Below are 21,471 nucleotides of genomic sequence, written 5' to 3'. Positions count from 1 at the left end.
CTAAAGGAAAAGTCCTCTATGCTGTCAGCTCCCCCGCTTTTCATCCGTGTCTTCCCCAAAGATCCTGACTTCCGGTTCAAGAAGGACGCCATACTGGCTCCTGACCTTATATTGAATGGTTTTAATGAGGCGCAGCACGTCTCGCGCGGTTGCCTCCTCACGATTGATGACAAAGCCCGTATGCTTTTTGCTCACTTGAGCGCCGCCCATGACAAGGCCGGCAAGACCTGCCTGCCGGATAAGGGGACCTGTATAATAACCGGGCGGACGTTTGAAGGTGCTGCCCGCACTGGGGTACTCCAAGGGCTGCTTTTCCTTGCGGCGTTTCGTAAAGTCCGCCATTTCCGCTTCGATTTCACAGGATGCCTGAGCCCATAGCTCCATGACCGCTTCGACGATGACGCAGCCTGGATGATCCATGAAATAGGAATGACGGTAGCTGTAGGAAAGGTCCGTAGCCTTTGCGGTTTGAAAGTCCAGGTTTTCATCAAGGAAGGTCACTTCCTTGATGACATCGCTCATTTCCCCGCCATAGGCACCGGCATTCATGAGCACGGCACCGCCAAGGCTGCCGGGAATACCGATGGCAAACGTGAGGCCGCCCAGTCCATGGGCAGCCGCCAGTTGGGAAACCTGAGAAAGGGGCACGCCGCCGGCGGCGCGCAGTTCGTAACCAGTCACGAGCTGCGCGCCCCCTTCATCCAAATGAACAACAAGGCCTCGAATGCCGCCGTCACGGACGAGCATATTGGAGCCTTTCCCTAGGATAAGGTAAGGCACATCACAGTCCCGTGCCTTTTTCAAGAGGGCCTGGAGCGCTTTGGCCTCCCGCACCGTCACAAATAGATCGGCCGGTCCGCCAATAGCAAAGGTCGTATGGTCCTTCATCGGTTCCCCGATGCTGAACGAATTAGGAAAATGCACCTTTACATACGCGCAAAGACCATCAAAGTCCATCATTCGACAGCTTCCTTGATGGTATCGCTGAAAGCCTTGGACAGGTCGCCCAGCATCATCTGGAAGCGGATGTAGTTTTGGATATATTCGCTGGCAACGGGATTTAGCTGCAGCACTTCATAAAGTTTCTGCATCTTTTGTACCTGAGCTTCGTCCGGTTTCTTTCCCTGATACTGGGCCAGTTCAATTTCTGACTTCTGCTTGAGGAAGTCCTTGACCATGGATTCCGCGTCCTTATCGGCCGCGAGTTTCGGTTTGACCTCCTGCATCTTTTTGTATTCGTGGGAATCGCGGATGGCTTCGCACACCTGATTCATTTGATCATATACGTTCATGGGATTTCTCCTCCTTTTTTTGGTTACGCCTCCTATTCTAACATAGAAAAGATTGGAATGCCAATTTTCTGTGATTGTACAGAAACTCCCATGAGGAGCTAAAAAAACGCAGGCCTTCTTTGTAAAGAGAAGACCTGCTGCAAAATGTATGATTATCCTTTGTATTCGTAGTGCCACCATTCCATGTCGCTGCCGTTAAATCCACTTTGCGTCATGGCATAATCGAGAAGGCCGCGCAAATAGCGCTGGAGATCCGTACCACCTGGAAAAGCCCGATACTGAGCAGGTGACAGTTCATCAAAATCAGAGATCATCTTGATGGGGGTTCCCGTCTCAAGGTCATAGAGACTCACATCAAGGCTGCGCCCCGTATTATGGGAATAACCTTCACTTAAAGGGGGCAAAAGGCTGTCATGGGAAGGACCCAAGAGCAGCTTTGCCACAGCAAAATCTTCATAAGAACGGTAGCCTTCCCAGATAAGGAGCCCATACCCTTTAGAAGCCAGTATTTCTGCCGCCCGGCTCAAAGCTTGTGCGGCCTTACGGTTCAGTTCTGCCTTTTTGCTTGACACGATAGCTTCTCCAAATAGATTATTCGCCGTACTGTAGCGGAGGTCAAGTTTTGCCGTTGAAACAACATCGCTCACGCTTACAAGATCAAGCTTTTCTGCAGCTATTTTTGAAGGGACGGGAAAGGCCTTGGCTTTTTCCCTTGCCTGCGCCAAGGTCATGACCGGTTTGACGCGCCAAGGCCTGTCATTTTCGCCTCGCGTAAAAATTCGGCTGTAGGAATGATTGCCTATGCGCAGGCTGATTCCCAACCCTGATCCATTTCGGTCAAAACGGACGGGAGAGGACGTATCCGTATAGGGGCCCTTTTCCATCAGTGTATAGGCATCATAATGATTCTTTACCAAGGCAAAGCTGTTGCTTTTCGTAAAATCCCGATCATTTTTTTCAAGCTCATAAAGTAGTTCCAGTTCTCCTTGATGTTCCCGGACAAGGAGCACATCTCCGCCGCCGTGATAGTATCCAATCAAGGCCTCTTCATCAGGGGCCATCTCGTAGGGAGCTTCCTGAAAGGCTTCATCAGGCGGCTTGCCCGTATAGGTCATGGCAGGGTAGACATAACGGCCTGCAACAAGCTGGGATCCACCAGGGGACAGACGGACCGTACTGTCAGCTTTGACCGTAGGGCCTTCTTCCCGAAGGGTGTAGCTGTCCTTACGTTCAGGAGACAGATAAAACCAGTTCCAGCGCGTCCCATTTTCGCCGGGGAGCGCATAGCAGAGGGAAAAACCACTTTTTTGCGGCACCAAGGCAAGGGTTTCATGGGCATTTCCGAAATACCTAAGAGCAGACGGCTGGGTTGGGGTGACTGGTGCCGTGGCCTGAACAGTACCTGCTCCCCACAGCCCGATGAGGCAAAAACACAGCGTAAGGAGTTCTTTTTTCATATGGATCACTTTCCTTCCGGCTCCACTGGATCTTCATCAGGAAGAGGCACAACGGGCTCAACCACTTCTGCCACATGTTCCTTTCCCATTTTGCTTTTGACCTTGGCAGGGGGGAACGTGATCATAAAGGTCGTTCCCTTCCCCACTTCGCTCTGGACCTGGACCTTGGCTTTATGGATACGAATAATTTCCTTTGCAATGGCGAGGCCTAGGCCAGTTCCCGGGATATGGCGTGAGTGGGACTTATCCACCTTGTAAAAGCGTTCCCAGATATAGGGAAGGTCTTCCTGAGGGATCCCATACCCGTGGTCTGTCACCGTTAACACAGCGCCTCCGGTGCGGCTGGGAAGGACTTGGAAGACGATGGATGATGAATCAGGGGAATACTTCATTGCATTATCCCCCAAGATCATGACAAGCTGGAAGAGCCGGTCCCCGTTGCCCATGACCATGAGATTGTCATCAAGGTAGCGCTCGAGCCGGATATCCCGCTTTTGGGCCCGAACTTCCATCATGCTCACGACGTTTTCCGTAATCTCACCCAACGGCACAGGTTCCATTTCCTCATTTTCCTTGCGTTGGAGACGGCTGATTTCAAGAAGTTCATTGATCAGCCGTTCCAGGCGCTGGGTCTCATTATCAATGAGTTTCCTATATTTTTTTATATCATCCGGATCTGTGACCGTTCCATCGAGGATGGCCTGATTATATCCTTGGATGATAGTAATGGGCATCCGCAGTTCGTGGGAAACATTGGCTACAAAGTCGCGGCGCAGTTTTTCCATCTTATTGGTCTTAAGGACAAATTGTTCCAGGTCACGGCCCAAGGAATTCAGGGAGCGGCCCAAATCAGCCACTTCATCCTCCCCGTCTACGACAACCTTCAAGGAGTAATCGCCGGAAGCAATGGCCTTGGCGCTGTTTTTCATGTCTACAAGGGGACGCACAAGGCGCCGCGTGAGTCCTGACACAATGATGACACTGATGACGAGGGCGGCAATGCCGACAATGATCGTGTAGATATAGATATCGCGCAGGACACGGTTTAACCCATCAATGGGGGCAGCCAGCAAAATGGCCCCTGTAATTTCCTGATGTGAATCTTCCATGGGAAGCCCTACCAAGAGCACCTGTTCCTTATAGTAGGGATGAAAGAGCCGGGCATTGACACGGTTGCGTTCATAGACGCTCGAGAGAATAGATTTGACTTTATCATTGAGGGGACCGCCTTCCCGAAGCTGCTGGTCAATGGCTTCAACGGAGCTTCCCTTGCGGCGGGAGGAGGGGTCATTGGCGCCGGCACTCGGCATGTCGTGGGCTGTACGAAGATCTTTTTCCATATCCCGCATCGTTTCGGAGGCATTGATGAGGCGGTAATTGGAATCAAAGACCCAGATACGCGCGCCAATCAGTTGATCCACACTTGTAAGGTACTGGCTCAACATGGCGGACGACGCCCCTGACGCGTTGAAATAGCGGACAATGAGGGCTACTTCTCCCCCTTTTTGGTTCAGTTCCGTCTCCTTTGTACGGAAGAAATAATCCGTAATCAAATAGGAAAGTCCTACGGAAATCCCTACGATGATAATGACAATAAGGCCCATGTAGCTATACATGAGCCTCGTACTTAATGACTTTTTCACTTCTTGACCTCAAACTTATAGCCAACGCCCCAAACGGTCACGATATCCCATTTCGCATCCTTGGGAATGTCCAATTTGTGGCGAACGCGCTTGATATGCGTATCGACCGTGCGGGTATCCCCGTAATACGTATACCCCCAAATTTTTTCAAGCAGCTGATTGCGTGAAAAAACAATGCCCGGGTTTGATGCAAGGCACCACAGAAGCTCCATTTCCTTTGCCGTAAAGGTCACTTCCCGGCCAAAGGCAACGACGCGATATTCACTTAAGTTGATCATGAGATCGGGATATTCAAGGACTTGCTTGTTCTGGGATTGCAGGAACTGGCTGCTGCGACGCAGGACAGCCTTAACGCGGGCGACAACTTCGCGGGTATTGAATGGCTTTGCGATGTAATCATCGGCCCCCATCTCCAGACCCAGGATACGGTCATCATCAAAATCCTTGGCGGTCAGCATGATGATTGGCACATCAGAAATCTTACGGACCTGTTTGCAGACTTCAAAACCATCGAGGACAGGCATCATGATATCCAGAAGGATGATGTCCGGTTTCCCCGCCTGGATCTGCACCAGGGCTTCCGCCCCATCGGCCGCTTCAATCACTTTGAAGCCTTCTTTTTTAAAATAAAGGCTCAAGATCTCTCGGATCTGTGCCTCATCATCAGCAATCAGTACGGTCTGTTGTCTTTCCATAGTTATAACAACCTTCCTTAACAGAATCCTCCCTCAAAGAAAGACCCATGCAAATTGGATATACCACTTGCTCCATTATACAGCGTAAAAATCGAAAGAACAAATAAAATCTTTATGACAAAAAAAGGAAATGACTGTGAAGTGCAGGATGTCTCCTTATTTGGCCAGCGAAAAAGACGCTCATAGATTCCTAAGAAAGACGCAACCTGATGATGGGTACGGATCTAAATGAGGCGCTGGATTTCCTGCGATATTTTGTTCTAGTCTGCCCGTCTTGCGCTTTTCGGAAACGCATGATTATGGAAGAACAAGTTTCCCTTATTTTACAATGAGGGCGCTCGATTTAACAAATTCCCCTGCCATCCCTAGCGAAAGGCTCTCTTGTTATCGTGTTTTTTCCATATCCTCACCCCCTGGAAATCGTCCAGTCAAAACGATTTATGGCCCGCAAGATTGAGGTAACGCCCAATGATGCAAGCGATGGAACCAGCCATATTCCAATGGATTCACTGAAGGCGATAACAACCTCATTGAGACGGTTAAAAAATAGGCGTAGGAACACGTGATTTCGGGAGATTGAGGAACAGGTTTTCTCTCAACTTGACAAAACAAAAAACCAGCAAATGTATTGTCAGCATCCAAACGGGAATTAATCCGTGAATCAATCCATTTTTTGATAAAAACAAAACCGTACCTTGAAGCTTGAATCCATTTGCCAAAATTTTGCCACAAGAGACAAAAAGCCCGCACCCATGGAGGATGCGGGCAGATTTGTGATTATTTGCCGAAATAACGAGCCAGCAGGGCGTCGAAGGAACGGCCATGACGAGCTTCGTCTTTGCACATTTCATGAACAGTATCATGGATGGCATCGTAGCCAAGCTGTTTAGCCAAGGTAGCCAGTTCTTTCTTTCCTTTGCAGGCACCCTGTTCAGCAGCAGCTCTCATTTCGAGGTTCTTCTTGGTGCTGTCGGAAAGAACTTCGCCCAGCATTTCTGCAAACTTGGAAGCATGTTCAGCTTCTTCATGAGCAGCCTTTTCGTAATATAGACCAACTTCAGGATAGCCTTCACGGAAAGCAACGCGGCTCATTGCAAGGTACATACCAACTTCGGAGCATTCACCAGTGAAGTTTTGACGCAGGCCTTCGATGACTCTTTCATCTACGCCTTTGGCTACGCCAAGAACATGTTCATCGGCATATTCTTTTTTGCCTTCACCCATAACGGTGAACTTATCTTTCGGAGCACCGCACTGAGGGCACTTTTCAGGAGCTTCTTCCCCTTCATAAACATAACCACAGACGGAACAAATGAATTTTTTCATAGTAAAAACCTCCCCTTGAAATTGGCTTCTTCCATTCTTGGAAGAAGTATTTATTAATAATTATTTTTGCTTACATCCTTATTATAGCATCGAACTTATAAAATGCAAGCCCTTTTTACTTATTTTTTAAGAATTTTTATTTCTTCCGCCCTTCGTCCGCACCTTATAGGGACAGTCCTGTCGTTGGATCAAGACCAAGGGCAATATTCATGCTCTCCAAGGCCGCTCCGCTGGCACCTTTCCCGAGATTGTCAAACTGAGCCGATACAGTGATCCGGTCCATGTTCCCACAAATATAAAGACGCATGGAATCCTTTCCTGAAAGGGTATTTGATCCAAGCATGACTGGATTCTCCTCTTCTCCGGCTACGGAGATAAAAGGAGAAGGGCCAAAAAATTCCCGATAGCCTTGACGGATATCCTCCAGCCGCTGATGGTCCCTATTTTCGATGCCCACGGTGACCAACATGCCCGAATAATACGGTGCCACAATGGGAAGGAAGATGGGAAGCGAAGCAAGGCCCGTATACTTCTTGATCTCCGGTAAATGTTTATGGGTTTGCCCCAAGGCATAGATACGGGGGGCATCGACCTCATGATCATGCGGCCCTTCGTATTCAGCAATCATCTTTTTCCCACCGCCGGAATAACCGGTCAAGGAGGTAATGGTCAGGGTCCTACTAGGTGAGACAAGGCCCATCTGGACCAGCGGCGCGATAACGGCAATGGACCCGCTGGCGTGACAGCCGGGAACGCTGATGCGGCTGCCATTTCGGATCTTTTCCAGAAAGGAAATCCCAAGTTCCGGAAATCCATAGGCCCACCGATCATCACAGCGAAAAGCGGTCGATGTATCAATGATCTTTGTATCTACATCTTTGACGGTTTCTACCAGTTCGCGGCTTGCCGCGTCAGGAAGACAAAGAAAGGCGACATCCGCCTCAGCGACTTTTTGGGCCCGGGCAGGAAGGGATTTTCTCTCCTCTTCAGAAATTGTAAGGAGTTCAATATCTTTCCGTTCCATGAGCCGATCTTTCAGACGAAGTCCTGTGGTTCCTTGGGAACCATCAATAAATACCTTGATCATACGTTGTTTCTTCCCCTCATTGATAGTTTTTTTGGGGAAGACCGACGGTTTAGTCGCTCTTCCCTGTTATTCCATTATATCATCTTTAGTTTGATAAATCGCTTTCTTTTGGGAAGAAACTGTGAAGATTCAAGAAACCGCAGAAATAAAATGGATCTGTGAAGAAATGAAGTTCTCATTTTTCACAGATCCCTGCAGGATGATAGAATCAGACCTTTTTTACGAACAAAGCCCTCATGGCATTCATGACGGCCATGATAAGGACGCCTGTATCGGCAAAAATGGCCATCCACATATTGACCAGGCCCAACGCCCCCAAGATAAGGACAATCACCTTGATCCCGATGGCAAAATAAATATTTTGGTGGACAATGGACACGCATTTTTTAGAGATGCGAATGGCTTTCCCGATTTTCAAAGGATCATCATCCATCAAAACGACATCGGCAGCTTCGATGGCTGCATCGGACCCCATAGCCCCCATGGCAATCCCTACATCGGCTAGGGAAAGGACAGGCGCGTCATTGATGCCATCACCCACGAAAAGGACCTTTTCATTGCCATTTTTCTGCTGGGTAATCTTTTCCAGGAGTGTGACTTTATCTTCAGGTAAAAGTTCACTGTAGACACGCGAAATCCCCAGCTCCTGAGCGACCTTTTCCGCAACCTGTTTCGCATCACCAGTGAGCATAACCGTAGCGATGCCTTGTTTTTTCAGCTCGTCAATGGCCCTTATGGAATGCGGTTTCACGACATCAGCAATCAGGATGTGCCCTGCATATGTCCCATCAACGGCCATATGGACGAGAGTTCCCACTTGATGGCAGGGAAGATAGGAAATCCCCGCTTCTTCCATGAGCTTGGCATTGCCGCACAGTATGCTGCGTCCGTCAACGGTGGCCTGAATACCGCGGCCGCTCAGTTCTTTAATTTCCGTGACACGGCTGCGGTCCAGCGGTTTCCCGTAGGCTTTTTGAAGGCTTTTACTGATGGGATGGCTGGATGCATTTTCAGCAAGGGCGGCCCATTCAAGAAGGATATGGTCTTCAACAGGTGAATGATGGATGCCAACCACTTCAAAAACGCCCTTGGTCAGGGTCCCTGTCTTATCCATGACAACTGTGGCCGCCTGTGACAAGGTTTCCATATAGTTGGACCCTTTAATCAAAATGCCTTCGTGGCTTGCTCCGCCAATCCCGGCAAAGAATGTCAAAGGAACACTGAGCACCAAGGCACAGGGACAGCTGATGACAAGAAATGTCAGGCTCCGGTAAATCCAGCTTGACCACAAAGGTTCAAGGCCCATGAAGATCCGCACAAAGGGCGGAATAAGGGAAAGGGCCAAGGCACTGCAACAAACAATAGGCGTGTAATAGCGAGCGAATTTGGAGATGAAGTTTTCTGACTTAGATTTACGGCTTCCTGCATCTTCAACAAGTTCGAGGATCTTGCTGACCGTGGAATCACAGAATTCCTTTGACGTGCATATTTTAAGCACACCTTGCTGATTGATGGACCCGCTGACAACGGCCATCCCCGGTTCTACATCAAGAGGCAGGCTTTCTCCCGTAAGGGCGGCCGTATTAAGGGTAGAATGACCGCTTACGACCGTACCGTCAATCGGCACTTTTTCACCAGGCTGTACGACAATGAGGGTTCCTACGGCCACATCATCGGGATCGATGCGGATCAATTTCCCGTTTTCTTCAACATTAGCGTAATCAGGACGGATATCCATAAGTTCGCTGATGTTGCGGCGGCTCTTATCGACCGCATAGTCTTCAAATAGTTCCCCAACTTGATAAAAGAGCATAACAGCAATGGCTTCCGTGTATTCCCCATTTTGGAAGAATCCGAGGAAAAAAGCCCCTAAACTGGCAACGGCCATAAGAAAGTTTTCATCAAAAACCTGGCCGCGGCGAATATTTTTCCAAGCCTTGATCAGGATATTCCAGGAAATGACGGCGTAAGCCGCAAAATAAGGCAAGGATTCCCACAGCCTTGTCACGAGGGATTCGCCCGGTTTCATCGGGCCAGCATCCATAAAAAGATGAGCACCCGCCGTCAAGAGCGCGGCCGTAACGATGCGGATCAGGCTTTCTTTTTGTTCTGCTTCCATGATCTCTCCTTCTTGATTAAGTCAAATTTTAATTAAAAAGCAATCAGATCAGGACCTGAGCCTCTGCATCGACTTTTTCGCAGCGTTCCTTGACGGCTTTCATAACGGTTCCCGCATCCGCTCCCGGTTCAAATTCAATGGCCATCTTTTGGGTCATAAAATTAACAGCGGCCGTCTTGACGCCTGGAGTTTCCTGAGCGAGGCCCTCCATCTTGGCTGCACAGTTGGCACAGTCGACAACGATTGCATAACGTTTTTTCATCCAACTCACCTCACGATGTATTTTAATTAAATATTTATTTAATCGTTTAACTATGTTATACCCATTTTGAGTGGGTTTGTCAAGAGGATTCAGATGAATATGAAGCAAGGGGTTCATGGCCCAACCAGCACCTTTTCTATTTACTTGGATTAGAAATTGTGCCGATTCGATACAGTTACGTGTCATCATTGGCTTTAAAAGATTGATTTTATGGCAATGAGGTCATGGCACATAGTAAAATGATGCGATACACAATTTCAAGATAGTCTCGCCCGAAAAAAGCTGTCGGCGGTCGAGCCACCGCTTGGAATGATTTCGTTTGTAGAAGAAGCATGATTCCCTGGGTCCTATATCGGTCAATCTTAAAATGACGGAACATGGTGCAGCAGGTTCTCGATCCATCATCATGAAGTAGGCCACAAACTGAACGTCAGCACTGGTTCGGATCGGCACTCTTAGTTTGCAGTTGAACTTATTAACGGGCTACTCTTTTGATATGGCTGATGCTTCCTCTCAAAATAACGCAAGCAAAACACAAAAGGACATGCGGGTTTCATTGTGCACAAAAACAGTTTTCGCAATTTTGCAGCCGCAAGGAATTGTTACTGCACGCCCATAAAGGACAAAAATGCCTCAAGCTGGATCCATATACAAGTTCAGCTTGAGGCGTCTTTTATTTTTCGTTGCGTTCCGTAATACCCCGTGTTCTCTTTTGAAGAAAGGGCTCGTACCTTACCTGGGCTGGAGTGATTTACGCTCCGAAGATAATCTGAAATCCTTGATAAACAACAAAGGTCACCACCCATGCCGTCACGAGCTGAAACACCGCTTCACCAAGGGTCCAGGCCCAGCTTCCTGATTCTTTCCTGATAGTCGCAAGGGCTGCCACACAGGGGACATAAAGCAGGCAAAAGACCATGAGGCACAAGGCATTAATGGAAGTAAAACCAATGCTTTCAAGAGCCTGCTGAAACCGGTCCATGCCCTCTCCGCTTGTTGCATTGGTGATTCCAAAAAGAACGGCACAGCTTGATACAACCACTTCTTTTGCTGAAATTCCTGCAAGAAGGGCCACCGTAATCTGCCAAAATCCCAGTCCAATAGGAGCAAAAAGAGGCACCAGGGAGTGTCCTAAGAGAGCTCCCAGACTTTGTGTCGGATCTTCCGTATACGCTTGGGGTCCAAAGTTCAAGAGCCCCCAGATCACGATTGTCCCTAAGAAGATGATAGTTCCTGCTTTTTGCAGGTAGCCTTTGACTTTATCTGAAACATAGATGCCAACTGTACGCATATCCGGCATTTTATATTCAGGAAGCTCAATGAGGAGGTAATCCTCCTTGTCCAGATGACGGGCAACATCGGTCCAATGGATCAAGAGGGAAACGCCAATGGCAACAAAAATGCCAATGATGTACATGGAATAAGCAGCCACCATCGCATATTCATTGAAGAAGATTTCCGAAAAGAGAATATAGATGGTCAGGCGAGCGTTGCAGCTCATGAACGGAGTAACGAGCATGACCTTGTAGCGGTCCCGTTTATTTTCAAGACCTCGGGATGCCATAATGGCAGGCACGGTACATCCGAAACCAACGAGCATAGGGATAAAGGCACGGCCCGATAACCCAACCTTTCCCATGATATTTTCCATGACATAAGCAACGCGGGCCATATAGCCACTGTCCTCCAAAAAACCCAGGCTCAGAAAAAGAATCAGGATATTGGGAAGAAATGTGATGATGGTTCCCACCCCCGCAAGGGCCCCATCAAGGATCAGGGACTGCAGGGGCTTTGCGACCAACTGGGCCGACATGGCGGCAGCCATAAAATCTGTGAGGGCAGAAATACCGTCTTCAAGAAATCCGCTTAAAAAGTCCCCCACCGTGAAGGTAAGGAAAAAAATGAAGGCCATGATGAGAAGAAAAATAGGAATGCCCCATGTCTTATCCGTAAAGATTCGGTCCAGACGATCGGTGAATTCATCCCTTTTTTCCTTGTGGATGACCACTTCCCGAATGATTTCTTCAATAAAGTCATACTTTTGCCGAATGATATCGATTTCATAGCTCCGGTCCAGCACGTCGGGCAAGTTCACAGGAAGCTTTTCCATCACTTCCTTATCGCGCTCCAAAAGTTTGATGGAGGCCCAGCGGCGATTGGGAACATCCGTATAATGAGTTTCAAGAAAAGCGGAAATCTGGTCGATTCGGTCTTCGATATCATCGGAATAGACCATGGCATATTCCTGATGATTGAGTTCATGGGTACTGGGTTGATCATGGTCGTGAATCAAGGGATCGGTCGTATTCACGTCCTTATGGTGAGCCGCGGCGTGAATGAGCACTTCAAGGCCCCGTCGCTTTCTAGCTGATACGGGAATGACCGGGATGCCGAGCATTTCTGGCAGCCGGTGCAGGTCAATCTCCAGCCCACGTTTTTCTACAATATCCATCATGTTAAGGGCCATGACCACCGGCTTACCCAGTTCAAGGAGCTGAAGCGTCAGATAGAGACTGCGTTCAAGGGCCGATGCGTCAACTACGTTGATGACGACATCCACCTCATCACTGAGGATGAATTTCCGGGAAACAATTTCTTCCATGGTGTAACTTGTGAGACTGTAGGTCCCGGGCAGATCGACAAGACGGATATTCATGTTGTGGTGGCGGATGGCGCCCTCTACTTTTTCCACAGTCACGCCCGGCCAGTTCGCGACTTTAAGATTGGCGCCTGTATAGGCGTTGAACAAGGTCGTCTTCCCGCAGTTCGGGTTCCCAATGAAGCCAATGGTGAGATTTGTCTTTGCGTCAGCCATGATAGACCTCCCTTGTCACGTCGACATTGCGTGTCAGGTTGTAGCCCATGGCAAATCGGGTGCCCCGGACGGTCACAATCATGACGCCCTTTCCTTTACGGTCCACAACATCGACCGTTGTCCCCGGCGTCATCCCAAGGGCAAGGAGACGGCGTTCAATTTCAAAAGGCAAATGGAAAGCATCGATCATGGCGGTCTCCCCTTTGCCAAGTTCATTTAGTTTCATATCTCTGACTCCCCCAATTTAACAGCTCTTCCTATTCTAATTTGTTCTACTCATCTTGTCCACTTTATTGAGGAAAAAGACGAAGGAAAATTGCAGATTCTTTCTCGTTGCCTCTTTTCCCCCAACCGATATATACTATATGAAGAAAGGAATTTGCGTTCGAAAGGAGGCCCGGTCATGATCCTCAATACAGGCAACCGCACGGATATACCCGCTTTTTATACCCCTTGGTTCATGAACCGAGTAAAAAGCGGTGAAGTCCTAGTCCGCAGTCCTTATGCGGAAAATCAGGTCACGCGCTATCGTCTCGACCCCAGTGTCGTTGACCTCCTTGTTTTTTGTACGAAGAACCCCTATCCCATCCTGCCCCATCTAAAATCGCTGAGCATCTTTGATACCTTTTGGCATGTGACGATTACGCCCTATGGCAGGGACATCGAACCCAACGTGCCTAGCAAAAGGGACATTCTTTCGGCGTTCCAGTACCTGTCCCATCAGATAGGCGCAAATCGCATCGTCTGGCGTTACGACCCCATTCTCATCAATCATACCTACACGACGGCATACCATATCGAAGCCTTTCGCTCCATGGCAGAAACGCTTCAAGGCTATACACACCAAGTGGTCATTAGCTTCATCGATCTTTATGAAAAAACAAAGCGCAACTTTCCAGAAGCCCGTCCCGTCAGCGCCCATGACCAGGTGCTCCTCGTCAATGCCTTTTCGGAAATTGCCAAAAAGACAGGGCTCGCCATCCATCTGTGCTGTGAATCGGCCATCTTGGAGCGGGACAATGTCGATGCGAATGGCTGTCTGTCCCAGGCTGTCCTCGAAGAAGCTCTTGGTGAAAAACTTTCCGTACCACGCCGCAAAGCACCGCGGGAAGGCTGTACCTGTCTTCTTGGAGCCGATATCGGCGCTTATAATACATGCTCTCATTTCTGCCGCTATTGCTATGCCAATTACGATGAAGCCCTGGTGAGGAAAAACTACCAGCGCCACGACCCTGCGTCAGCCCTTCTCATCGGGCATCTTGAACAGGGGGATATCATCAAGGACGCCCAGCAAAAAAGCTGGAAGAGTCCTGAAATTTCATTATTCTAAGGAGGATTACACCCATGCTTGAAGTTGGAACAAAAGCACCTGATTTTACCCTGCAGAACCAAGAAGGAAAGGAAGTCTCCCTATCAGACTTCAAAGGGAAGAAAGTCATCCTCTACTTCTATCCGAAAGACTTGACAAGCGGCTGCACGAAACAAGCCTGCGGCTTTAAAGAACGCTACCCTCTCATTACGGAAAAAGGCGCCGTTGTGATCGGTATCAGTAAGGACAGCGTCAAAAAGCACGAGGAATTTGTGACGACCTACGCCCTTCCCTTTACGCTTCTTTCCGATCCAGAACATAAGGTCCAGGAACTTTATGACGTATGGAAGGAAAAGAGCCTGTACGGGCGGAAATACATGGGCACGGAACGCTCAACCTACCTCATTGATGAAGAAGGCACCATTGTAAAGGCGCTGCAGAAAGTACAGCCGGCTAAGAATCCCGAGCAGATGGTAAAGGTTTTAGGATGATTGTACTCAAAGCAAAAATCGCTCCGATTCTGCAACATGACATACCTCCATTGCTTAATCCATATTTTATGGATGCAATGGAGGAAAAGATTGGAAGGCAAAGGCCCATAACACACGGTGCCAAACCGCCATTTTCATCTACCATCCACTCCCGTAAGCAAGCATATTTGTTACAATCCTGCTAAGAAAATCTATTCGAAACTTCGTCGTACACGAAAACGATTCCGCTGCTTTTTATATCCGCCTGATACTATGCGGATGTAAGGGATAAAAGGGCTCTGCACTCCGCAGTCTTACAATGGAGCGCTCTCTGGATACGTCCCCTGCACGATTTCTCGCTTCGCTGTTTTGATCCATTTTATAGCTTTCACGGCCCTGCGGCGAGAATACAAAGACAACCCATCATAAAGCTAGCCCTAACTCGACTGTAAGCGCAGAGTCGGGTTAGGGCTCTTGTTCTTTAATTGAAGTCTTTAATTAACTGATCTTTTGAAATATAGGGATACCAATAGCAGCTGAAACGACCCACCTTCCTCATTTTATGCTTTACTTTGACGGTCCAGGAATTCTTCTCGCGCTTTTGCCACCGCGACGATATGCTCAGATACGGTGGTGCAGCAGCCGCCAACGGCACGGGCGCCGGCTTCCATATATGTCCGGGCATAGTCCTTGAAGGAATGGCCGTCGCCTTTCCCATTCCAGGTCTTGGTAACCGGATCGTAGGTTTCCCCGCTGTTAGGATACACGACAATCGGAAGATCCGTTTCTTTTCCAAGTTCCTTGATAAGGCTTTCAAGGTATTCCGGTTTTGTGCAGTTGACGCCGAGGGCCCTTAGACGCGGATAGCCGCTACGGAAGGCAGCAGCACAGTCCCGGATGAGGTCGCCTTCGTTGATATGAAGCCCATCCTTACAAGAGAAACTGATCCAGTAATCAGCGCCGAGCCGCTCTGCAATGGCCGCTTCAATTTTGGCTTCACCAAGGGAAGGCTGGGTCTCAAAAAGGAGGACATCGGCGCCGGCTTCCCACAAAAGCTCAGCCCGTCTTTGATGGAAGTCATGAAGGGCAGCGTCAGGAATGCCGTAATGGCCTTTATATTCCGAGCCATCAGCCAGATAAGCGCCATAAGGCCCGATGCCAGCTAGACACATGGGATAGGCGCGGTCCGCGGCCTTGCCTTCTTTTTCCCACCACTCGTTACGGGCTTCCTGGAAGACCTTGACTGAACGGACAATGAGATCCTCGGCTTCTTTTTCCGAAAGGCCATTTGCCATGAGTCCAGGAATGGTGGCCTGATAGCTGCAGGTAATGCCCGCGTCCGCGCCGGCATGGAAATAATCCAGATGGACCTTTTTTACTAATTCGGGCTGATCCAAGAGCACACGTGCTGTCCACAGGGAGTTATTGAGATTGGCGCCCAAATGCTCCAGGGCTGTCCCCATGGATCCGTCAATGACACAGATCTGTTTTTTTTCAAGAATCTTTGCAAGGGTTTGTCTCATCTTTTCTTACTTCCTTTCCTCAATGGTTCCAAAACTGACAACGGGCGGGTGCTCTCCACGCTCATATGCTGGTAGGTAACGGTCCCAGAAGTCCTTTACAAGCCGCATGATTTCCTTTTGCTGCGTAAAGACAAACAGCAGGGTCATCATGACATACACAGCGGACAGGATATCGGTCATAGCCCAAAGGGCATCGGCTTTGATATCATACATGATGACACAAGGAACCATGTAGTACAGCATGTAGATCTTTACGGCAACCCGATTGCGCTCCGTATCGCCAAAGGCATAGTTGATGGATTTTTCGCAGCTGTAATACATGCCTACAATGGTCGTCCATGCAAAAATCGTGATGGCAATGGCCATGAACCAAGCCCCAAAAATGCCATAAGCGTCGCGGAAAGCCACAGTCGTCAGGCGGGCACTGTCAACTCCCGGATGGGTCACATAGACATTGGTCAGGATGATCGAAAGGGCAGTCACGCTGCAGACCACGATTGTATCGAGAAAGACTTCCCCCCACCCCCATGAAGCCTGCCGCACAGGATGATCCGTACGGGCCGAAGCATGGGCAATGATGCCATATCCAGTTCCGGCATCATTGGAATAAAGCCCCCTGGCAATGCCATAGCGCAGGGCGTCTTTCACCGTGGCCCCGGCAAATCCGCCTACGGCAGCGGTCGGTGTAAACGCGCTTTCAAGGATGAGCCAAAAAGCCTTGGGCACATCGGCCAGATGGATCAAAAGAATCCCCATCCCTCCAAGAATATAGAGCAGAGCCATAAAAGGAACGATTTTTTCCATGACGGCACTGATTCTCTTGAGGCCGCCAAAGATCGTTGCAAAACAGGTCACGCCGAGGACAGCCACACTGATCCGCGGATCAAGGCCAAACCCCTCCTGCATTGCACCAACCACGGATTCGGTTTGCACGCAGTCTGTCCAAGGTCCCAAGGTAAAGCAGGCAATGGCAAGGAGGATGGCGCCTTTTTTCCAGCCCAAGGCATTTTTCATCACAAAGGAGCGGTCGCACATATATTCATCCATGGATTTTGAATACTTCACGCGGAAACGCTGCCCCAGGATGATTTCACACGCTTTCGTGGACATCCCCAAAAAGCCTGAGACCCACATCCAAAAAACAGCTCCAGGACCGCCGGATACAATTGCCGTTGCCACGCCACCAATATTCCCGACACCGATGGTGTTTGCCATGGCCGTGCAGGCAGCTGCAAAACCTGAAACCGTGCCCTGCCCTTCCCCATGAGCAAACATACGGCCAAAGGTATTGCGAAAATGAAACGCATAGCTGCGGAAATTATATCGGAACCGAAACCGGATACTCAAATAAAGTCCCGTTCCCAAAAGAATCACAATCATGGGCGTCCCCCAGAGCGCATCCGACAGAGCGGTTAAAGACGATACGATCATCTGCATTCCTTCCTTTCTTCCTCTTGCTTTGCTGCGTACCCTCCGGCTACGGCCGAGGGACCCTTTGTGTCTTCCTAGCAGCCTTGCTTTCTTTTTTCTTCATCCCTACAATAATATGGCATCTATTTAATCATGACGCACAAGAAGCTCAATGCCTTCCTGCTGATAGACCCGGATGATTTCCTTGATGAACTGGTGACGAATCTTGGTCTCATCAACGATGTTGCGGATGCGCAGGACAACCTTCAAGGTAATCCCGTATTCCCCCATTTTATCAAACCGTACAGCCGGCATAAATCCCTTGACGCCATACTGGCTCCGGTCCAGGATGCTGCGTGCAACCCTAAGGGTAACCCGCTCAACCGCTTCCAGATCATTTCCATAAGTGATGGTCAACGGGATGGCAATCGTGCATTCCGCCTGTGGCTGCTCATAATTGGTAATGATTGAGGCTGCAATGCTTTTATTAGGGACAATGATCATATTTCCTGTTGACGTCCGAAGGGTCGTATTGCGCCAGTTCATATCGACAACCCGCCCCGATTCGCCACTGGAAAGGCTGATATAGTCCCCCATATGGACCTGACGGGAAACGATCGTGGTGATGCCGGAAAACAAATTGCTCAGTGTGTCCTGCAAGGCTAAGGCCGAAGCCAGTCCCCCAGCTCCCAAAGCAGTCAGCAAGGGAGAAATGGAAATTCCGTAAGAACTGAGGATAATGAGGAAACCCGCCATGTAGATGGCTAGATCAATGACCGTCGTCAAGATAGACATGGAAGACGATTCGCTTTCCCGCCGCGTCATCCTCGCCTTAATCAGGGAAGAAGACAGATGGGCAATGAAAAAGGTCACCGTAATGAGGAGCAGACTGCGAAAATGGTTTTCCATCAGCTCCTTGATGAACCAAGGGACATTCAGGAAATCCTTGGCCATGCGGCTTCCTGCCAGCATCCCTACCAGTGTTGGCATGAAGCGGAAGGTACTTTTCCACGTCTTTTCCTTGATATGGGTGATTTTTACCAAGATTACGATCAAAAACCGGAAAACAAAATGAAAAAGGAGGATGCCCAATAAATTAAAGAAAATAAAAGCTAGAAAATGTACATGCGGTCCTCCGTGCTTTAGCTCATTTTTTGCAATGGCAAGTATTGTCTCATCCATGATAGTTGTCTAGATCCTTTCTTGACGGAATCATTTGCGTTCCGTATTTTTCAAAGATTGGCTTTCCAAATAGCGAAAGGCCTTATCATCCTGCCATTTCGCCTTGTCAAGCGCCCTGTGCCATGCCTTAATATCAAGAGAGCCTGGCTTTGTTTGCTCCCCCATAATAAGGTCCAATAGAAAGACCGGCCGCTTGCCACCCAAGGAAAGCATCTTCATACATGTAAGGCAATAGGTTAGGACATTCTCACAAGGCAGCTGCAAAACGCAGCGATCAAGCGCGCAAAAAGCACCTGCAGGATCTTTACGTTTAAAAAAGGAATTACCGCAGCACGGGGCATGGTCCCTGTTGTAGGGGGCCTCCCGTACCGTAATGCTCATTTTTCGGAGCAGGCTGCGCACACTGTCATAAAGGGAATCCCGCCCCCTTACAAGACAGGGATCGTGAATGGTCAACGTCAGCTGGTCATAGCGCGGCAAAAAAAAGGCGTCCAGGCGATCAATATATTCATACAAAGATAAGGTGCGGATGCCCTCATAACGGGTTCGCCAGTGATTGTCGCAGGAAGGACAGACATTAATGATGACCGCGCCCTGAGGCAGCTCAGGATTCCTCCGGCAACAGATGCCGTGTGGCTTAAGCGAGGGATCTATGGCATGAAGCTTTTCATAGACCCGTTCAGTGAGTTTCGGCTTATAAAGACACAAGCCGCAGCTTGGATTAAAAAACATGGATTATTCTCCTTTCACCTTGTTATGAAAAGACCGGATTTCCTGTACGGCTGTCGGCAAGAGAATCAAAACCGCACCCAGGAACATGCCAGGCGTGAAGCGTTCATGGAGCAAAAACGTGGAAAGGAGAACGGCCACAATAGGATCGATATAGGTATAAAGGGCAATGGCAGCCGCCTCCAGTTTGGGCAGGGCGCTGAAGAAAAGAGCGTACGTAAAGCCTATCACAAATAGACTCAAAAACAGCAGATAGCCCCATTCGCTACCCGTCAGCACAAGATGGGAGACGTCTTCCGTCCAGAAAACATAGGGTAAAAGGATCAGGGCGGCCAAAATGACTTCCACAAGGGTCGATTCATAGGGGGTAAGGCCCCCCAAGGTCTTATTGATCATCATGACACAGACATAAAAGAAAGCCGCTAGGAGCCCATATATCATGCCCTCTGCATTGGCCCCGCTTGATTCCCCAAAGATGCCGGAGACCAGGATCATACCGCAAAAAGCAAAGAGCACGCTGAGTACCTTACCTTTCGTCAGTTGTTCCCCAAAACTAAAGGGCGAAAAAAAGAGCACAAAGATAGGCGCCATATAGTAGCAAATGACTGCTGCGGCTACGGTCGTGCTGGCAAAGGCCTTAAAGAGAAAGATCCAGGTAAACCCCATGGCAAAGCCGCAGGAAAAAAGCTTATACCTGTGTTCCCAGAGTTTTTCCCGCGCGGCCTCTCCTTTTTGCGCAGGCAAAGATAAAGAGGAAAAAGCGCCCAAAAACGCGCGGCAAAAGGCAATGACGCTTTCGGGAAGTGGAATATGGCGCACAATGAGTCCAACCGTAGCAAAGACAAGCATGGAGAAGATGATGGATAAACGGGCTTTTGCCGATGAAGAGATTATGGCGGCCTTCCTTTCTATCGAGATTGCGTGTTTTTATATTTTAATGGGAAAAGATAAAAAAGAGCAAGAAAAAACTGGAACAAAATAAATTGCCCCAGCTTTTTACTATGAAATTGTATCGAAGGTTACGCCTTTTTGGATAGTTTCCACATATTAAAGCCCATGGATTCGTCCTTCTCCCGCATGATGATCGTGTTAAAACAGGTGACGATGATTTTGGCGGTAATTCCGATGACGCCCGAGACCATATGGCTGCCCTATGTATTGCCACTTCCCCGCCAAGGGCGATATTAAAATGTCCATAGGGCTTTTTCTGAAACATATCGAGAGTTCCTGTGAGGGAAATGATTTCCTTGATGCCGTAAAGTTTCGTTTCCCTATATTCTTTCCTGTCAGGGTGAAAAAAGCCCAACGTGACTTCCCGGACGGTGCCAATGCCCTGAATCATTCCAAAGGTGATGTGCTCTTTTTCAACAAAGGCAACAAGGCTGTCATGGATTTCATCGCCCCCCTCAAGGCAGACCACAAAATGGGGTTCATCAATTTTACCATATTCCATCAATTTTCTCCTTACCGATCAAGACGATTCACGATTTCCGTCAAGGCCACACTGGCCTTTTTATAGACAAGATAGGTAAGAAAACTTACGATTCCGTATTTGATGAGGTTAAAGGGCAGGACCGTAAATAAGAGATAATCTATGAGGGAATCTACAAAAGGATTGACGGCTCGCCCCATCTTGAGGATGGTTTCAAGAGGGATCCCGTAGAGCTTCACATACATGGGAATGGCAAAGTAATAGTTTGTCACAACGGCAAAGATACTGGCAATGAGGGAGCCAGACACAAGGGCATAGAGGGCGCCTTTTTTTGAATGATGGAGATGGTAGAAGATGGTGCTTGGGACGACATAAGCAATGGAACAGAAAAGGTTCATGACCTCTCCTACAAGGGCGCTGTTTGTCCCGATAATGACAAGTTTCAAAAGGATCTTGACAAAGGCAGCCAAGGCCCCGGCAATGGGTCCCAGAAAAAAGCCGCCGAAAAGGGCCGGCATATCAGAGATTTCGAATTTCATGTAGGCAGGTGCAAAAGGCAAGGGAAATTCGAAACTCATGAGAAGAAAGGATAAGGCCCCCAAAAGGCCGATAAAAACGACGGCACGAGTCGTCAGTGGACGATTGACAAACATAATGCCTCCCAATGATATAGAAAACTGGCGATTTCGACATAGGAAAAGGGGTGCCGCGAAAGCACCC

Annotated in this window: 20 protein-coding genes; 2 read left to right on the top strand and 18 right to left on the bottom strand. The window is 48.8% G+C overall.

The window, feature by feature from the left end; translation table 11 throughout:
* Positions 1 to 24: 24 nt before the first annotated feature.
* The 11 genes from murB to DW817_RS02835 all read right to left on the bottom strand — a co-directional run bounded on the left by murB (position 25) and on the right by DW817_RS02835 (position 12,922).
* Positions 25 to 960, bottom strand: coding sequence for a UDP-N-acetylmuramate dehydrogenase (gene murB / locus DW817_RS02885; RefSeq protein WP_120110949.1), 936 nt, complete (start codon positions 958 to 960; stop codon positions 25 to 27).
* A complete protein-coding gene (locus DW817_RS02880; RefSeq protein ID WP_009015444.1) occupies positions 957 to 1,292 on the bottom strand; it encodes a YlbF family regulator in 336 nt (111 codons plus the stop codon). Before DW817_RS02880 ends, murB begins: the two co-directional genes overlap by 4 nt.
* A 152-nt stretch (positions 1,293 to 1,444) precedes the next feature.
* Positions 1,445 to 2,749, bottom strand: a complete 1,305-nt coding sequence (locus DW817_RS02875) for a M15 family metallopeptidase (protein ID WP_120110945.1) — start codon at positions 2,747 to 2,749, stop codon at positions 1,445 to 1,447.
* Positions 2,750 to 2,754: 5 nt separating this feature from the next.
* On the bottom strand, positions 2,755 to 4,365 hold the full coding sequence (locus tag DW817_RS02870) for a HAMP domain-containing sensor histidine kinase (RefSeq protein ID WP_226828481.1): 1,611 nt from the start codon (positions 4,363 to 4,365) through the stop codon (positions 2,755 to 2,757).
* Positions 4,366 to 4,388: 23 nt separating this feature from the next.
* Positions 4,389 to 5,087 carry a response regulator transcription factor gene (locus tag DW817_RS02865; RefSeq protein ID WP_016459500.1) on the bottom strand — a complete coding sequence of 233 codons (699 nt, stop codon included), beginning with the start codon at positions 5,085 to 5,087 and terminating at the stop codon, positions 4,389 to 4,391.
* A 777-nt stretch (positions 5,088 to 5,864) separates the two neighbouring features.
* On the bottom strand, positions 5,865 to 6,413 hold the full coding sequence (locus DW817_RS02860) for an NADH peroxidase (protein WP_009015448.1): 549 nt from the start codon (positions 6,411 to 6,413) through the stop codon (positions 5,865 to 5,867).
* Positions 6,414 to 6,576: 163 nt separating this feature from the next.
* The gene (gene argC / locus DW817_RS02855) at positions 6,577 to 7,500 is read right to left on the bottom strand and encodes an N-acetyl-gamma-glutamyl-phosphate reductase (protein WP_009015449.1); all 924 of its coding nucleotides are present in this window, start codon (positions 7,498 to 7,500) and stop codon (positions 6,577 to 6,579) included.
* Between the two features lie 208 nt (positions 7,501 to 7,708).
* Positions 7,709 to 9,619: a heavy metal translocating P-type ATPase gene (locus DW817_RS02850; RefSeq protein ID WP_120110941.1), complete on the bottom strand. Its 1,911-nt coding sequence runs from the start codon at positions 9,617 to 9,619 to the stop codon at positions 7,709 to 7,711.
* Positions 9,620 to 9,662: 43 nt separating this feature from the next.
* Positions 9,663 to 9,881: a cation transporter gene (locus tag DW817_RS02845; protein ID WP_014128642.1), complete on the bottom strand. Its 219-nt coding sequence runs from the start codon at positions 9,879 to 9,881 to the stop codon at positions 9,663 to 9,665.
* Between the two features lie 751 nt (positions 9,882 to 10,632).
* The gene (gene feoB, locus DW817_RS02840; protein WP_120110937.1) at positions 10,633 to 12,696 is read right to left on the bottom strand and encodes a ferrous iron transport protein B; all 2,064 of its coding nucleotides are present in this window, start codon (positions 12,694 to 12,696) and stop codon (positions 10,633 to 10,635) included.
* Positions 12,689 to 12,922 (bottom strand): FeoA family protein, encoded by a 234-nt coding sequence (locus DW817_RS02835; protein ID WP_009015453.1) that lies wholly within the window; start codon positions 12,920 to 12,922, stop codon positions 12,689 to 12,691. Before DW817_RS02835 ends, feoB begins: the two co-directional genes overlap by 8 nt.
* 177 nt (positions 12,923 to 13,099) lie before the next feature.
* On the opposite strand from DW817_RS02835, the gene DW817_RS02830 reads away from it, so the two are divergent.
* Positions 13,100 to 14,026 carry a DUF1848 domain-containing protein gene (locus DW817_RS02830; RefSeq protein WP_014128643.1) on the top strand — a complete coding sequence of 309 codons (927 nt, stop codon included), beginning with the start codon at positions 13,100 to 13,102 and terminating at the stop codon, positions 14,024 to 14,026.
* 14 nt (positions 14,027 to 14,040) lie between these two features.
* Positions 14,041 to 14,496 (top strand): thioredoxin-dependent thiol peroxidase, encoded by a 456-nt coding sequence (gene bcp, locus DW817_RS02825; RefSeq protein ID WP_009015455.1) that lies wholly within the window; start codon positions 14,041 to 14,043, stop codon positions 14,494 to 14,496.
* A gap of 539 nt (positions 14,497 to 15,035) precedes the next feature.
* On the opposite strand, the gene mmuM is transcribed toward bcp, so the two are convergent.
* From mmuM to DW817_RS02790, 7 genes are all read right to left on the bottom strand, one after another.
* Positions 15,036 to 15,998 carry a homocysteine S-methyltransferase gene (gene mmuM / locus DW817_RS02820; protein WP_009015456.1) on the bottom strand — a complete coding sequence of 321 codons (963 nt, stop codon included), beginning with the start codon at positions 15,996 to 15,998 and terminating at the stop codon, positions 15,036 to 15,038.
* 6 nt (positions 15,999 to 16,004) lie between these two features.
* Positions 16,005 to 17,435, bottom strand: a complete 1,431-nt coding sequence (locus DW817_RS02815; protein ID WP_279108946.1) for a sodium:alanine symporter family protein — start codon at positions 17,433 to 17,435, stop codon at positions 16,005 to 16,007.
* 120 nt (positions 17,436 to 17,555) lie between these two features.
* On the bottom strand, positions 17,556 to 18,590 hold the full coding sequence (locus DW817_RS02810) for a mechanosensitive ion channel family protein (protein ID WP_009015458.1): 1,035 nt from the start codon (positions 18,588 to 18,590) through the stop codon (positions 17,556 to 17,558).
* Positions 18,591 to 18,620: 30 nt separating this feature from the next.
* The gene (locus DW817_RS02805; RefSeq protein ID WP_009015459.1) at positions 18,621 to 19,322 is read right to left on the bottom strand and encodes a (Fe-S)-binding protein; all 702 of its coding nucleotides are present in this window, start codon (positions 19,320 to 19,322) and stop codon (positions 18,621 to 18,623) included.
* A gap of 3 nt (positions 19,323 to 19,325) precedes the next feature.
* Positions 19,326 to 20,168, bottom strand: a complete 843-nt coding sequence (locus DW817_RS02800) for a DMT family transporter (RefSeq protein WP_009015460.1) — start codon at positions 20,166 to 20,168, stop codon at positions 19,326 to 19,328.
* Between the two features lie 85 nt (positions 20,169 to 20,253).
* Positions 20,254 to 20,772: a PPC domain-containing DNA-binding protein gene (locus DW817_RS02795; protein ID WP_016459498.1), complete on the bottom strand. Its 519-nt coding sequence runs from the start codon at positions 20,770 to 20,772 to the stop codon at positions 20,254 to 20,256.
* 11 nt (positions 20,773 to 20,783) lie between these two features.
* A complete protein-coding gene (locus DW817_RS02790) occupies positions 20,784 to 21,404 on the bottom strand; it encodes an ECF transporter S component (protein WP_009015462.1) in 621 nt (206 codons plus the stop codon).
* Positions 21,405 to 21,471 lie beyond the last annotated feature (67 nt).

Source organism: Acidaminococcus sp. AM33-14BH (assembly GCF_003603525.1).
GTDB classification, from domain to species: Bacteria; Bacillota; Negativicutes; order Acidaminococcales; family Acidaminococcaceae; genus Acidaminococcus; species Acidaminococcus intestini.
Note: the sequence above shows the minus strand (reverse complement) of the source record. Positions and strands in the feature narration are given on the sequence as shown.